The following is a 15,253-nucleotide window of genomic DNA, read 5'->3' as shown; positions in this document are numbered from 1 at the left end:
AGTCCTACAAATATAATAAAATGTATAGTGAATAACTTACTTATAAAGTTTTGTTCAAATTACCTTCACAATGCCATTTTTTCTACATTTGGTATACAATATAAATATCATGGCAAACCCAACCGAAACAGCACCTATATTTAAATACTCAAAAGANAACCTAAGNAATGAGGAACTCNTAAAACTTTACTTGGCTATGCTAAAGCCAAGGTTAATAGAGGAGAAGATGCTTATTTTATTAAGACAAGGTAAAATATCNAAATGGTTTAGTGGTATTGGCCAAGAAGCTATTTCTGCAGGCGTAACCTTAGCGTTACAAAAAGAAGAATATNTTTTGCCTATGCACAGAAACTTAGGNGTTTTTGTAAATAGAGATATTCCGTTATACCGCTTATTTACNCAATGGCAAGGTAAAGCNAGTGGATTTACTAAAGGAAGAGATCGTAGTTTCCATTTTGGTACTCAAGAATTTAATATTGTGGGAATGATTTCGCATTTAGGTCCGCAACTTGGAGTAGCAGATGGCATTGCATTAGCACATAAATTAAAAAACGAAAAGAATATTACAGCTGTTTTTACAGGAGAAGGTGGTACTAGTGAAGGTGATTTTCATGAAGCACTTAATGTAGCNTCNGTTTGGGATTTACCAGTCTTATTTTGCATAGAAAACAATGGTTACGGATTATCTACTCCTACAACAGAGCAATACCGATGTGAAAATTTAGCAGACAGAGGTTTAGGATATGGNATGGAAAGTCATATTATAGATGGTAATAATATCTTGGAGGTTTATCAAAAAGTTTCAGCGCTTGCAGAAAGTATGCGTGAGAATCCACGTCCTGTTTTAGTTGAATTTTTAACCTTTAGAAGACGAGGACACGAAGAAGCAAGTGGTACTAAATATGTTCCTGAAGATTTAATGGAAGCTTGGGAGCTAAAAGATCCTATCTCAAATTATAAAGATTTTTTAATAGCTGAAGGTATTTTAACTGAAGAGCAAGATGAGCACAAACATGTGCTTATAAAAGCAGAAATTGAAGCACATTTACAAAAAGCTTTTGAAGAAGATGTAATATCGTCTTCTGAAGATGATGAGTTAAATGATGTTTATAAACCTTTTACACTTGAGGTTACAAAACCTAATGAAACTACAGAAGAATTACGACTTATAGATGCAATTTCTCAAGGCTTACGACAGTCTATGGAGCGATATGATGATCTTGTGATTATGGGGCAAGATGTGGCAGATTATGGNGGCGTNTTTAAAATAACTGAAGGNTTTATTGAACAATTTGGCAAAGACCGTGTTCGCAACACACCAATTTGTGAGTCTGCNATAGTATCTGCTGCAATGGGATTATCAATAAATGGTATGAAAGCAGTAATGGAAATGCAATTTGGAGATTTTGCAACATCTGGNTTTAATCCTATAGTAAACTATCTAGCAAAATCTCATTACCGTTGGAACCAACATGCAGATGTTGTTATACGTATGCCTTGTGGTGGTGGCGTTGGTGCTGGTCCATTTCATAGTCAAACCAATGAAGCTTGGTTTACTAAAACACCTGGCTTAAAAGTAGTATATCCAGCGTTTCCTTATGATGCTAAAGGATTACTCGCTACAGCTATTGAAGATCCAAATCCTGTATTGTTTTTTGAGCATAAGGCATTGTATAGAAGTATTAGACAAGAGGTNCCTACAGATTANTTTACAATTCCTTTTGGTAAAGCGTCNCTTTTAAAAGAAGGTGAAGACATTACTATTATAACCTATGGTGCAGGTGTTCATTGGGCTTTAGAAGTTTTAGAAGAGCATTCTAATATTTCTGCAGATCTTATTGATTTAAGAAGCTTACAACCNTTAGATTATGATACAGTTTATGCATCGGTTAAAAAGACGAGTCGTGTTATAATACTTCANGANGATTCTAAATTTGGAGGTATAGCTTCAGATTTATCGGCTTGTATAATGGAAGATTGCTTTAAATACTTAGATGCACCAGTAAAACGTGTTGCGAGTTTAGAAACACCAATACCTTTTGCTAAGAATCTAGAAAACAATTACTTGCCTAAAAACAGGTTCTTTAACGAGTTGTTAGAGGTGTTAGCTTATTAAAGCTTAACATTATTTAATACTTTATTGTTAAACATTCCTAAGAAACACTTAGACAAAACAAAACTCTCGTACCTTTAGTGTAACTAATCATTTAAAACTAAAAATTATGTTACGCTGGACAGTTATATTTATAATTATAGCAATTGTTGCTGGAATCTTTGGCTTTGGAGGAATNTCTGAAGGTGCAGAAGGTATAGCAAAAATCCTATTCTTTATTTTCATAGTTCTATTCCTATTATCATTAGTAGGTAGATTATTCAGAAAATAANAGACTAACCAATAAAAAAAAATACAATGAAAAAATTAATAATGTTTTGTTTTGCAGTTACTGTTTTAGCTAGCTGTGGTACAAGTAAAGTNGTAAAAGAAGCTAAGTCAACCTTTAAAGGTGCTTGGACNTTAAATACTATTNCATATCCTGGAGCATCTGGAGACTTTGCAGTTACACTCTTTAATGACACNTCAAAAGCGTGTTTTGAAAACAGTGACTGGTTCTTTGTTGCTAATAATAATGAAGGAACGTATACCATTACAAATACAGGTTGTCCTTCTGGAGAACGCAATTTTATATGGACAATACAAGAAGTAAATGAAACTACAGGAAATTATGATTTCTTATTGAAACCTGTAAACGANAAAGGGAAATCTGAAACTGGTAATACAGGATTTAGAGTAAACCTTGTAAGTCTTACAGANACTGCAATGACTTGGGAACAAACNGTTTCTTTAGATGGAAAACCATTTACTATTAGAATGAATTTCAACAAAAAATAAAAACTAACGATGAAGATTTCAATAAAAACAATTTTAGCAGTAGCTGTTGCCTCAATATTATTTGTAGGTTGTGAGGCTACTAAGAATGCAAATAACAAACAAAANGGTGGTGTAATTGGNGCTACTGGTGGTGCAATANTAGGTGCTATTATTGGTAACAATGTAGGAGACGGAAACAACTCTGAACTTGGAGCAGTAATTGGTGGTGTTGTAGGTGGTGCAACTGGTGTAATCATTGGTAATAAAATGGATAAGCAAGCTCAGAAAATAGAGCAGGAAATTCCAGGAGCTCAAGTTGAGCGTATTGATGATGGTATTGTTGTAACNTTCGATGAGAATAGTGGTGTTTATTTTGACACAAATAAGTCAAATATTAATGCTAAATCTCAAGAAACCTTAGATAAATTANCTAATGTACTTGTAGAGTANCCTAACACAGATGTATTAGTNGTAGGGCATACNGATAGTACAGGTTCTGCCGAGTANAANATGTCTCTTTCAAGAGATAGAGCTAACTCTGTAACAAATTACTTTACGAGTAAAGGGTTATCTTCTGGACGATTTACAACCAAATGGTTTGGTGAAACTAAACCTGCTTATACTAATGACACTGCAGAAGGACGTGCAAAAAACCGTCGTGTACAATTAGCTATCTTACCAAATGAACAAATGGTAGATGAAGCTGAAAAAGAAGCACAAGACGGAAACTAGTAAACACTTCTTAAATTATTATAAACCCGATGTCAAGCATCGGGTTTTTTTATGCAAACTCGTATCTTCACTAAGTGATAAATNAAAAAATAGGAATANTNGGTGGTGGTCTTTCTGGACTTACTGCAGCAATACATTTAGCCTTAAAAGGTAAAGATGTCACGCTTATTGAAAAAGAATCTTATCCTNATCATAAAGTTTGTGGTGAGTATGTTAGCAATGAGGTGAANCCTTATTTAGCACAATTAGGTGTTACATTTAAAGATGTTNCAATTAAGAATATAAATGTATTACAATGGTCCACTCATAAGGGTAAACACGTNCAAGTTAATTTACCTCTTGGTGGTTTTGGAATTAGTAGGTATNCGTTAGATTTTATTCTGTATAAAAGAGCGCTGGATTTAGGTGTTACTGTTATAACAGATACTGTTGTTTCAGTAAATTTTGAAAGCGATGTATTTAAAGTATCTACGCTTACTCNNCATGAAATGATCTTTAAATATGTAATAGGAGCTTTTGGAAAACGCTCTACATTAGATAAAATCCTTCAGAGAAAATTTATTGAAAAGAAATCAAAATGGCTTGCTGTTAAAGCGCACTATAANACCACCGGATTTAATGAAAATTGTGTGCAATTACATAATTTTAAAGGAGGTTATTGTGGNTTNAGTATGGTTGAGGATAATGCTNTTAATTGTTGTTACCTTACAACNTATAAAAGTTTTAAGACTGTAAAAGGTATTGCAAANTTTAATGCTTCTATAATCTCTGAAAATCCTAATATGGCTCAATTCTTTAACACCTCTANAATGAGNTTTGAAGCACCATTAACAATAGCTCAGGTTTCATTTCAGAAAAAATCTATTGTACAAGAACATATATTAATGGTAGGTGATAGTGCAGGCTTAATACATCCATTATGTGGTAACGGTATGGCTATGGCAATACATTCTGCTAAACTAGTTTCAGAAACACTCCTAAAAGGAGACATTACTACTTGGGAAAGAAGAGACATAGAAGAACACTACATTAAAACTTGGAAAAANACATTTTCAAAACGCTTAGCATTCGGAAGCGTTCTTCAACACATTTTATTAAATAACTCCTTATCTAAAATAGCGAGCANTACNATTGCAAGAATGCCTTGGTTGTTACAAAAAATTATAAAAACAACTCATGGTAAACCTTTAAGCTTATGATGNCATTTAAAAAACGCTCTAACCAAGAAGAGCNTATGGATAATTTANATCTAGACAAGCGCATTCTNAAATTAGCTTTAAAAGATATAAGTCGGGTTAATAAATTACTTGGAGGAAATAATATTACCATAAATGCAATCGAAAACGTTATAAATAAAAATCCAAAAGCACATTATAAGATAACAGATATTGGCTGTGGCTCTGGCGCAATGTTGCGCGAGGTTGCTACATATTGTAGAAAGAAAAAATACAATGTTAGCTTAGTTGGTATAGATATGAACACAAATAGTTTAGATATCGCAGAAGACTTTTCTGAAGATTTCCCTGAAATTCGTTATATGAATCTTAATATTTTTCAAGCCAAACCTAAAGACATAGAGACAGATATCTTACTGTGCACACTTACATTACATCATTTTACAACAGCTGATATCAATCGATTTATAGCAGCATTTGTATCAATTACAACCAAAGCAATTATTATNAATGATTTACAAAGAAGTAGGCTAGCGTATCTATTATTTCATGTTTTTAGCCGTATATTTCTAAAGACGCAACTGGCAAGGATAGATGGTTTAATATCAATTAAGCGTGGTTTTATAAAACAAGACCTTCAGCATATTTCAAATACNTTAAAAGCGTCTTCNTCCATACAATGGAAATGGGCTTTCAGGTATTTATGGGTCATCAAACCAAACAAAACAATATGAGTGTACATATAGCTTCTGTAGCTACACAACTACCTGAATTTTATAGAGAAACTAAAGANATAATACCTTTGGTTAATGTTTGGTTACACGACCAAGATTCTAGATTTAAAAGAAAAGTAGTTAAGNTTTTTGAAGGTGCTGCTGTCGATAAGCGTTACTCAATAATGAATCCTGAAGATGTTTTTACNCAAACCACTTTCGAGGATAAAAATAATATTTACCAACGCGAAGTAAAGAAGTTAGGGAAACAGGCATTGGTAAAAGCTTTAGATAAAGCAAAATGGAATGCACAAAGCTTAGATTTTATAATAACGGTAAGTTGTACCGGCATTATGATACCAAGCTTAGATGCTTANCTTATAAACGACTTAAAGCTAAAACAAGATATTGTAAGATTACCAGTTACNGAAATGGGCTGTGTTGCAGGAATTTCTGGTATGATTTACGCCAAGAAATTTTTGGAGTCTCAACCTAATAAACGTGCTGCGGTAATAGCTGTAGAGAGTCCTACATCTACATTTCAATTAGACGATTATTCGATGGCCAATATGGTTAGTGCTGCTATTTTTGGAGATGGTGCNGCATGTGTATTATTATCTTCAGAANACAATCACATAGGACCAAGAATAGTAGGAGAGAAGATGTATCATTTTTATGATGAAACAAATATGATGGGTTTTGATCTTACAAATGGNGGACTCAAAATGATTTTAGACCCCAAAGTACCGGAAACTATAGCAGCGCATTTTCCTAACATAGTTCATCCATTTCTAAAAGAAAATAACACCTCTATTGAACATGTAGACCATTTGGTGTTTCATCCTGGTGGAAAGAAAATAGTACAAACAGTTGAAGAATTATTTGGGAATTTAGGAAAGAATATAGACGATACACGAGAAACATTAAGGCGTTACGGAAACATGAGTAGTGCAACAGTACTNTTTGTNTTAGAGCGTTTTATGAATAANGAGATTNCCAAAGGAGAACAAGGCTTAATGTTAAGTTTTGGTCCAGGTTTTACAGCACAACGAATTTTATTAGAATGGTAAACAATCAATTTGCACTCTTTTTAGGAGGCACAACAGGTTTAGGTTTTGCATCAGTAAAAAAATTAGCTGCTGAAGGTTTTAATATTATAGTAGTACACAGAACTCGAAAAGCAGACCTTGTTCAATTTCAGGAATTTATAAACACAACAAATGTAACCGTTATTGAATTTGCTACAGATGCCTTAAATCCCGAAAAACGTGAAGACTGTATTCAACATTTAGTTGAAACACTACCAAAACACAGTGTCAAGCTTATGCTTCATAGTATTGCTAAAGGCAATTTAAACCCATTAGTAAACTCAGAGAAAACNCTGTCGAGTAAAGATTATCAGCTTACTATAAATGCTATGGGTACGAGNCTGTTAGATTGGAGCCAGGCNATGTTGAATGCCAATCTATTTTCAGATCACGCAAAAATCCTTGCTTTTACAAGTGAAGGTAATACTAAAGTAATTCCTAATTACGGTGCAGTCTCTGCTGCTAAGGTTGTGCTAGAAAGTATAATAAAACAAATGGCTGTAGAGTTTGCACCTTATCAAATTACTGCAAATGCAATTCAAGCTGGTGTTACAGATACTACCTCANTACGTATGATTCCAGGATCAGATAAATTAAAAAGTNTAGCACTACAACGTAACCCTAACAATAGGCTTACTAAACCAGAAGATGTAGCAAACGCCGTATATCTTCTTAGTAAAGATGAAGCCAATTGGATTACAGGAAATATAATTAAAGTAGATGGCGGTGAACATTTAAGATGAGTACATTAAAAACATACATATTAGAGAAGTTACCCTACACAAAACCCTTTTTATTTGTCGATGAAATTTTCAAGGTAGATGATAATGGTATTGAAGGTGCTTACACTTTTAAAGAAGACGAATACTTTTATGAAGGTCACTTTAAAGAATTACCTATTACACCAGGCGTTATCTTAACAGAATGTATGGCACAGATAGGACTGGTGTCATTAGGGATTTACTTATTAAAGGATGTTAAGCAAAAAGATGTTTTGGTAGCATTTTCAGAATCTCATGTTGAGTTTTTGAAAACAGTAAAACCAAAAGAAACTGTAACAGTTATTTCTGAAAAAATATATTTTAGGTTTAATAAGTTAAAGTGTAAAGTTAAAATGCTTAACGAAAACGATGAGGTGGTTTGTAAAGGCGAATTAAGCGGAATGCTCATACAAGATTAAGATGTCAAAAAAAACTAAACGTGTTGTGGTTACCGGTTTGGGAATTTGTGCTCCAAATGGTATCGGTATTCCAGAGTTTTGGAAAAACACCAAATTAGGTGTTAGTGGTATCAGGTTTATACCTCAATTAAGAGAATTAAACTTTACCTGCCAAATAGCTGCACAACCGCAAGTTACACAAGAACATATAAATGCTAGGTTTACAAAATTAGAACAACGCGGTTTAAACTCAACAGGAATTGTTTATGGCGTTTTAGCTGGATTAGAAGCTTGGGAAGATGCAGATTTACTATATAACGATACGCCAGATTATGATACCGGAATTATATTCGGGACAGGCATATTAGGCGTAGATAAGTTTAGAGAAGCCATCCATAAAATAGATGCAGGTAACACAAGACGCCTTGGTAGCACTTCTGTTTTACAAACTATGGCTAGTGGTATAAGCACCTATTTAAACAGCAAATTGGGTTGTGGAAATCAAGTTACTACAAACTCATTGGCATGTTCTACAGGTACAGAAGCTGTGCTTATGGCATATGACCGTATTAAATTTGGACAAGCCAAACGTATTTTAGTAGGTAGTTGTAGTGATTCCGGACCATATGTTTGGGGTGGTTTTGATGCTATGCGTATTTTACCGCACGACTATAATGATAAACCAACAGAAGCCTCAAGACCAATGAGTGCAACAGCTTCTGGATTTGTACCTGGTAGTGGTGCTGGCGCATTGGTCATTGAATCTTTAGAAAGCGCAGAAAAGCGCGGAGCTAAAATATATGCTGAAATTTCTGGTGGTCATCTTAATTCTGGAGGTCAGCTTGCTGGAGGAAGTATGACAGCACCTAATGGTCAAGCAGTAAGACGTTGTATCTCTAAGGCCTTAAAAGAATCACGTGTTCAACATGATGCATTAAGCGCTATAAATGGACATTTAACAGCTACTAAAAAAGATTCTGAAGAGCTGTATAACTGGAAACGAACTCTAAAAATAGAAGCTGCTAACTTCCCACCAATAAATTCATTAAAAGGACTTATTGGTCACGGTTTGGCTTCTTCGGGAAGTATGGAGTGTGTAGCAACTGTACTACAAATAAAGCATCAAACGCTCTTTGGAAATGTAAATGCATCAGATGTACATCCAGATATTCAAAAGCTAATTCCAAAAGAAGCTATATTACAAACTACTAAAAAGACACCTTTACAACATATTGCCAAAGCCAGTTTTGGTTTTGGAGATGTAAATGCCGTGGTTATTTTTTCAAAATTTGAACCCTAATTTATGAATACTATTTACGAAAAGCTAAAATCTATAATAACCGTTTATCTTCCTGAAGATGTTGAGGTTAATGATATAACTAAAGACAGTCATTTAATGAATGAGCTTAATATAAATTCAGCCCATTTAGTTGATATTGTTTTAGACATTGAAGATGAGTTTAATATTGAAATCTCTAATGATGATATTGAACAAATGCAAACGGTTGAAGATGCAATACAAGCTATAGAGCGAAAGCTAAAAGATTAATCAAAGCCTAAAAAAACTTTAAAGTGTATTTTAAGGTTTTCATTTTAGTAAAATGATTGTATTTTAAAAAGAAAAACTATGATACCAAATAAAACAACACCTACAGATTACGAGATAATAGATTTAATAAAAGAGCGCTGGAGTCCCAGAGTTTTTTCTGAAGAGATACCTAAAGAAGAAGACGTTAAACGATTGTTTGAAGCTGGTCGTTGGGCACCAAGTTCAAATAATTTTCAGCCTTGGGTTATTATTTATGGTATAAAAGGTACTCCAATGTATGATAGGATTTACAACTGTTTGGTGGAGTTTAACCAAGGTTGGGCAAAACATGCACCGGTTTTGGCATTAGGAGCTTTTAAGAAAGATATGCCTAATGGTGAGAAAGAAAATTTTCACGCACTACATGATCTAGGAGCATTTTCTATGGCAATGAGTTTACAAGCTACATCTATGAATATGGCTGTTCACCAAATGGCAGGAATAGATTTTGATGGCGCTAAAAAAGAATTTAATTTTCCAGATAATTATCACGTTGCAACCGGAATAGCAATAGGATACCAAGGTGGTAATCCTGATGATTTAGGTGAAGATTTAAAAGAAACAGAGCTTAAAACAACACGTGAACGAAAATCACAAACTGAGTTTGTGTTTAACGGTAATTTTAAGGAGTAACAACTGCTACCCATATAAATTTACATCCTTTAAAATCACTCGAAAAGACTACTTTTTTTTATATGAAACTATAAAATATTTAATGTCATTTCGAGTGATTTTCAGTTTTATAAAAGCATTGCTAATTAAGTGTGTCGAGAAATAATTTAGAGATAAATTTCTGAAGACATACATTTTTTTAAAACTATGCTAATTCTTGTCTTAAGAACTTTGCTGTATAGCTTTTCTTGTCTTTAGCTACTTGTTCTGGTGTACCTTTAGCAACTACTTTTCCGCCACCTTTTCCACCTTCGTAACCAATATCTATAATATAGTCTGCCATCTTAATAACATCCATATTATGTTCTATTATGAGTACGGTGTTTCCTTTATTAGTTAATCTATTTAAAACTTCCATTAAAACACGAATGTCTTCAAAATGAAGTCCAGTTGTAGGCTCATCTAATATATAAAAGGTATTTCCTGTATCTCTTTTAGATAATTCTGTTGCCAATTTAATACGTTGGGCTTCTCCACCAGACAGTGTAGTACTTTGTTGTCCTAAAGTAATGTAACCCAAACCTACATCTTGTATTGTTTTAAGTTTTCGGTGTATTTTAGGAATATTCTCAAAAAACTCGGTAGCTTCATTAATTGTCATTTCTAAAACATCGGCAATACTTTTACCTTTCCAGCGTATTTCAAGCGTTTCTCTATTAAAACGTTTGCCTTGGCAGGTTTCACATTCTACATAAACATCTGGTAAAAAGTTCATTTCAATAACTCGTAAACCGCCACCGCCACAAGTTTCACAACGGCCACCTTTTACATTAAAACTAAAACGTCCAGGTTTATAACCTCTAATTTCTGCTTCTGTAGTTTTAGAAAAGATGCTACGTATCTCAGAAAATACACCAGTATATGTTGCAGGATTGCTTCGTGGTGTGCGGCCAATAGGGCTTTGGTTTATATCGATAACCTTATCACATTCATCTAAACCTTTTATGCTTTTATAAGGCATTGGTTTTTTTACACCATTAAAATAATGGGCATTCATAATAGGGTAGAGCGTCTCATTAATTAATGTACTCTTACCACTACCTGAAACTCCCGTTACGGCAATCATTTGTCCTAACGGTAGTTTAATTGATACGTTCTTTAAATTATTTCCTGTACAACCCTTAAGCTCGATAAATTTACCATTGCCTTCACGTCTCTTTTCTGGAACTGCAATTTCCATCTTACCAGACATATAATTTGCTGTAAGTGTATCTTCCTTTAGTAATTGTTCTGGTGTACCTTGGCTAATTATTTGTCCGCCATGTTTTCCCGCACGAGGACCAATATCAATCACGTGATCTGCGCGCTCAATCATATCCTTATCGTGTTCTACTACAATAACACTATTCCCAACATCACGTAAGGCTTCAAGAGAATTTATTAGCTTTTCATTGTCACGTTGGTGTAATCCTATACTTGGTTCATCTAGAATGTATAAGACACCTACCAATTGCGATCCTATTTGTGTTGCCAAACGTATACGTTGAGCTTCACCACCAGATAAAGATTTGCTACCACGATTTAAAGAAAGGTAAGTAAGACCAACATCTACTAAAAACTGAAGGCGTGTTCTTATTTCCTTTACAATTTCTGAAGCTATCTGTTCCTGTTTATCAGAAAGATGATTTGGTAAATCATCAAACCAAGCTGCAAGCTCATTTATATCTTTATTAGCCAACTCGGCTATATTTAAGGCGTTAACTTTAAAATATAGAGATTCTTTACGCAACCTTGAACCTTCGCAGGTAGGACAGGTTACCTTATCCATATATTCTTTAGCCCAACGTTTTAATGATGTTGTTTCATTATTGTTGTATGTGTTTTCTATAAAAGTAGCAACACCTTCAAAATCTATTTTATATTTACGGGTAACACCTAAGGATTTGCTTTCTACCTCAAAACTATCTTTACCACCATAAAGAATAATATTTAAAGCATCTTTTGGTATTTTAGAAATAGGGTCAGTTAGTTTAAAATCAAAACGTTCTGCTATATTTTCAAGTTGTTTAAATATCCAGTTTTTCTTTTTGTTTCCGTGTGGAGCCAATCCGCCACCACTAATTGATTTACTTCTGTCTGGAATTACCTTATTTTCATTAACCTCATACAGCGTTCCAATACCATTACATTTAGGACAAGCACCTTTTGGTGAGTTAAAGCTGAAATTGTTAGGTTCTGGGTTTGGATAAGATATACCAGTGGTAGGACACATTAATGTTCTACTAAAATAGCGCGCTTCATTTTCGTTGTGCTTAATTACCATGAGAACATCATCACCATGATACATAGCGGTATGTATACTCTCTGCAAGTCTTTTTTGAATATCTTCTTTTTCAGAAACTTGTAATCGGTCTATTACAATCTCTATATCGTGAGTTTTGTAACGGTCTATTTTCATACCTTTTACAATATCACGAATTTCTCCATCTACTCGAACTTTAACAAAACCTTGCTTTGCGATACTTTCAAAAAGTTCTCTGTAATGTCCTTTTCTAGAACGTACAACTGGCGCTAAAATATTAATGCGCTGGTTTTTAAAGTCTTCTGTGATAAGCTCTTTAATTTGCTCATCACTATAGCTTACCATTTTCTCTCCAGTGTTGTAGCTATAAGCATCACTAGCACGAGCAAATAATAAACGTAAAAAATCGTAAATTTCTGTTATAGTTCCTACAGTACTACGCGGACTTTTACTTGTAGTTTTTTGCTCTATTGCAATAACTGGAGAAAGGCCATCTATCTTATCAACATCAGGACGTTCTAAACTTCCTAAAAACTGTCTGGCATATGCCGAAAACGTTTCTATATATCGCCGTTGTCCTTCTGCGTATATGGTATCAAAAGCTAAGGAAGATTTACCTGAGCCAGATAATCCAGTTATAACCACAAGTTGCTCTCGTGGAATTGTAACATCTATATTTTTTAGGTTATGAACGCGTGCGCCAAATACCTCTATTGTATCGTCTTGGTATGCCATAATTTAAGACTGCAAAGGTACTCAATTTATAGGTGTTTTTGAAGTCTAAGTAAGTTCAATTTATGTGTTGAAAAACATTACATATTAGCCCTAAGATAGATTAAGCATTAATAAAGTTTTTCTGAAAATTATAGGCTAACAATGAGATGTGTTATTTAATATAACTAAAGGTTTTTAGAAGATTTTTTTCCTATGTGATGTAATACTTTACTTAAAACTGAAAAAAAAATATACTTAATTTAAGGTATTTTTTGAGAGCATCCTTGGTTTTAATTTTATCACTTAATACGTCTTAATTAGTGATAACAGCTTTATTTAAAAGAGCATAACCAAACAAACTATGAACACCAACCTTAAATATGCAGTAATATTATTTTTTTAGTATCAATACAGTTTAATGCAGTAGCGCAACGAGAAAATTACTTTAGTGTTACCGCTAGATATTTTACACCAATTTACGATGCTTTTAACTCATTAGAAGATGATTTAGAAGATGGTATTGATGGTAAAGCATCTCTTTTTACAAAATTTGAAGGTAGCTTTAAATTAGCAAAATGGTTAAAAATAGGTGGTTTCGTAAACTTTAATAGCGAAAATGATAATCTCATTAATACCGCTTTGCGTATAGGTATCAAAAAATTAGAATTTTCTTACGAAACAGGGAACTTTCAAGGAAGTCTGGACAATTCATTTGTTAAAATAGGTGATAATATGGGGCCGTCAATTCCAATTGGCGATTTTTCTAATGATTACAAAAGCTTTGTTCTATTTTATTCTCCAGGTATTGATGATGCTAATGAATATTATTTAAGTCAATACGGTATTGGTTTTACGTCACTAAACTTACCTGCTGGAGCATCTGTTGAGCTCGGAGATTTTAGAAGTATAGAATATGTAGATCCTAGGGCCAATTATAATTTTTACGCCTTTCATCAAAAAATTGATAATATGTATGGCCGTCTTACTCGAATAACTTCTGTGGATAACAAATTTGGAGTTGATTTCTCAAGCGCAAACATTGCAGGAATTGTAACTATAAAAGCAAGTGATTTTGGTAAAGATCAACTAGAATCTGTATTGAGAAATGGTATTAATGGCGAGGATGGTAATCCTAATGGTTTTATCTCTTCAGAAAAGAAAGGTTCTTGGGGATTTGGTATTTCTTCAGACACAAGATTGGGAGCCGCATATACCTCTAAAGATGAAAATAAGAAAATTGCTTTTGCCGTTGCCGCTGGTTATAGTTTTAGAGCATTTTTCTTCCTTACAGCAGCAATTGAAGGTGAAGAGCCAGATGGTGACGAGTATTACCAATCTTCATTTAATGGAACATCTGTATTACAACATGGTCCTTATCTCAAAGCTCAAATTAACTGGTAATTTCTTGATAAGTAGTTAAATTAGGTACAAACAGGATTACTGCCACAATGTATTGTTACTATTTACTATAATCAATACATTCACTGTCATGAAATACCTTACAATTTTACTTTTATTAATTTCAACTTATAGCTTTTCTCAAAAACACTATAACTTCGACTATCTTCTAGAGTATGATGTTACTTATTACAAATATTCAGAAAAAGGTGGTATTACAGATACATTACAAAACGGAAAGACATTAAAAAAATATTATTTAACTAACTCAAAGTTTAATAATTATAAAGCTGAAATTACAGAGTTAGATACGCTAACATATCAATTAATTTTTACAGATAATCTAGGCGTCTCTTTAAATGTAACAGCACTAAAAAAAGATCTTGATAATGCAGAGTTTATAAATGTAGATTGTAAATATGTGAAAAAGTTAAGTAATAGGTTTAATTACCAAACTAAGCATTATGATTTTATAAATTTAAATGACACGTTACTTAAAGACATGTCTTACAAGCGTTATAAGCTTACATCAATAAAACCTAAAAGGACCAAACGCCATAAACTTGCAACCTTATTTTATATTATAGAGGATAGTACAGCATTTCATTTGCCACTTTTAATTCATACTACAGCATATAATGAATTTAATAAAGAGCATTCTATACCAAATGGAATTTTTAAAGAACGTTACTTAGTAGATTACGATGGCAATTTAGACTTTAGAGAGCGACTTATTAGTATACAAAAAATTGATAAAAAGCTTGTGGTAGGAGATGAGTGCAATTACTCCGCAAATAAATAATTGAAACCAAAATCATTTCATTTAAAATTCTTACCATTTAACACAAGGCTAACTTAAAGGTTTGTAATAATTAATTAAATTACTTGTCCAAATCTTACACA

General features: G+C 33.4%; 15 protein-coding genes. 13 read left to right on the top strand and 2 right to left on the bottom strand.

The features are described 5' to 3' along the window. Positions 1–109: 109 nt before the first annotated feature. The 11 genes from CL818_RS09145 to CL818_RS09090 all read left to right on the top strand — a co-directional run bounded on the left by CL818_RS09145 (position 110) and on the right by CL818_RS09090 (position 9,957). Positions 110–2,116 (top strand): alpha-ketoacid dehydrogenase subunit alpha/beta, encoded by a 2,007-nt coding sequence (locus tag CL818_RS09145; RefSeq protein WP_286972765.1) that lies wholly within the window; start codon positions 110–112, stop codon positions 2,114–2,116. A 106-nt stretch (positions 2,117–2,222) separates the two neighbouring features. Continuing rightward, complete coding sequence (locus tag CL818_RS09140; protein ID WP_286972764.1) at positions 2,223–2,384, top strand: DUF1328 domain-containing protein; 162 nt, start codon at positions 2,223–2,225, stop codon at positions 2,382–2,384. Between the two features lie 515 nt (positions 2,385–2,899). Then, positions 2,900–3,601, top strand: coding sequence for a YiaD family glycine zipper/OmpA-like lipoprotein (locus CL818_RS09130; protein WP_286972762.1), 702 nt, complete (start codon positions 2,900–2,902; stop codon positions 3,599–3,601). 74 nt (positions 3,602–3,675) lie between these two features. Next, positions 3,676–4,800, top strand: a complete 1,125-nt coding sequence (locus tag CL818_RS09125) for an NAD(P)/FAD-dependent oxidoreductase (protein ID WP_286972761.1) — start codon at positions 3,676–3,678, stop codon at positions 4,798–4,800. Continuing rightward, positions 4,797–5,510 carry a methyltransferase domain-containing protein gene (locus CL818_RS09120; protein WP_286972760.1) on the top strand — a complete coding sequence of 238 codons (714 nt, stop codon included), beginning with the start codon at positions 4,797–4,799 and terminating at the stop codon, positions 5,508–5,510. Before CL818_RS09125 ends, CL818_RS09120 begins: the two co-directional genes overlap by 4 nt. Next, on the top strand, positions 5,507–6,559 hold the full coding sequence (locus CL818_RS09115; RefSeq protein WP_286972759.1) for a type III polyketide synthase: 1,053 nt from the start codon (positions 5,507–5,509) through the stop codon (positions 6,557–6,559). Before CL818_RS09120 ends, CL818_RS09115 begins: the two co-directional genes overlap by 4 nt. Further along, positions 6,553–7,320, top strand: coding sequence for an SDR family oxidoreductase (locus CL818_RS09110; protein ID WP_286972758.1), 768 nt, complete (start codon positions 6,553–6,555; stop codon positions 7,318–7,320). The genes CL818_RS09115 and CL818_RS09110 overlap by 7 nt, the downstream gene beginning before the upstream one ends. After that, positions 7,317–7,757, top strand: a complete 441-nt coding sequence (locus tag CL818_RS09105) for a 3-hydroxyacyl-ACP dehydratase FabZ family protein (RefSeq protein ID WP_013187919.1) — start codon at positions 7,317–7,319, stop codon at positions 7,755–7,757. Before CL818_RS09110 ends, CL818_RS09105 begins: the two co-directional genes overlap by 4 nt. 1 nt (position 7,758) lies before the next feature. Further along, positions 7,759–9,036 (top strand): beta-ketoacyl-[acyl-carrier-protein] synthase family protein, encoded by a 1,278-nt coding sequence (locus CL818_RS09100; protein ID WP_286972757.1) that lies wholly within the window; start codon positions 7,759–7,761, stop codon positions 9,034–9,036. Between the two features lie 3 nt (positions 9,037–9,039). Next, on the top strand, positions 9,040–9,285 hold the full coding sequence (locus tag CL818_RS09095) for an acyl carrier protein (RefSeq protein ID WP_013187917.1): 246 nt from the start codon (positions 9,040–9,042) through the stop codon (positions 9,283–9,285). A gap of 78 nt (positions 9,286–9,363) precedes the next feature. Then, positions 9,364–9,957 carry a nitroreductase family protein gene (locus CL818_RS09090; RefSeq protein WP_272973807.1) on the top strand — a complete coding sequence of 198 codons (594 nt, stop codon included), beginning with the start codon at positions 9,364–9,366 and terminating at the stop codon, positions 9,955–9,957. Between the two features lie 184 nt (positions 9,958–10,141). Here CL818_RS09090 and uvrA read toward each other — a convergent pair whose 3' ends face one another. Together uvrA and CL818_RS09080 are read right to left on the bottom strand one after the other, a co-directional pair. Next, positions 10,142–12,973 (bottom strand): excinuclease ABC subunit UvrA, encoded by a 2,832-nt coding sequence (uvrA, locus tag CL818_RS09085; protein WP_272973806.1) that lies wholly within the window; start codon positions 12,971–12,973, stop codon positions 10,142–10,144. 455 nt (positions 12,974–13,428) lie between these two features. After that, positions 13,429–13,581 carry a hypothetical protein gene (locus CL818_RS09080; protein WP_286972756.1) on the bottom strand — a complete coding sequence of 51 codons (153 nt, stop codon included), beginning with the start codon at positions 13,579–13,581 and terminating at the stop codon, positions 13,429–13,431. Positions 13,582–13,591: 10 nt separating this feature from the next. On the opposite strand from CL818_RS09080, the gene CL818_RS09075 reads away from it, so the two are divergent. Next, positions 13,592–14,353, top strand: a complete 762-nt coding sequence (locus tag CL818_RS09075; protein WP_286972755.1) for a hypothetical protein — start codon at positions 13,592–13,594, stop codon at positions 14,351–14,353. Between the two features lie 88 nt (positions 14,354–14,441). Next, positions 14,442–15,152, top strand: coding sequence for a hypothetical protein (locus CL818_RS09070; protein WP_272973804.1), 711 nt, complete (start codon positions 14,442–14,444; stop codon positions 15,150–15,152). Positions 15,153–15,253 lie beyond the last annotated feature (101 nt).

This window comes from Croceibacter sp., assembly GCF_002716225.1.
Taxonomy (GTDB): domain Bacteria; phylum Bacteroidota; class Bacteroidia; order Flavobacteriales; family Flavobacteriaceae; genus Croceibacter; species Croceibacter atlanticus.
The sequence above is the reverse complement of the archived record's forward strand: the minus strand, read 5'-3'. Positions and strand labels throughout refer to the sequence as shown.

Coding starts and splice junctions, on each gene's coding strand:
- CL818_RS09105 (WP_013187919.1), top strand. CDS start 7,317: ATGAGTACATTAAAAACATACATATTAGAGAAGTTACCCTACACAAAA.
- CL818_RS09100 (WP_286972757.1), top strand. CDS start 7,759: ATGTCAAAAAAAACTAAACGTGTTGTGGTTACCGGTTTGGGAATTTGT.
- CL818_RS09095 (WP_013187917.1), top strand. CDS start 9,040: ATGAATACTATTTACGAAAAGCTAAAATCTATAATAACCGTTTATCTT.
- CL818_RS09090 (WP_272973807.1), top strand. CDS start 9,364: ATGATACCAAATAAAACAACACCTACAGATTACGAGATAATAGATTTA.
- uvrA (WP_272973806.1), bottom strand. CDS start 12,973: ATGGCATACCAAGACGATACAATAGAGGTATTTGGCGCACGCGTTCAT.
- CL818_RS09080 (WP_286972756.1), bottom strand. CDS start 13,581: ATGAGATTATCATTTTCGCTATTAAAGTTTACGAAACCACCTATTTTT.
- CL818_RS09070 (WP_272973804.1), top strand. CDS start 14,442: ATGAAATACCTTACAATTTTACTTTTATTAATTTCAACTTATAGCTTT.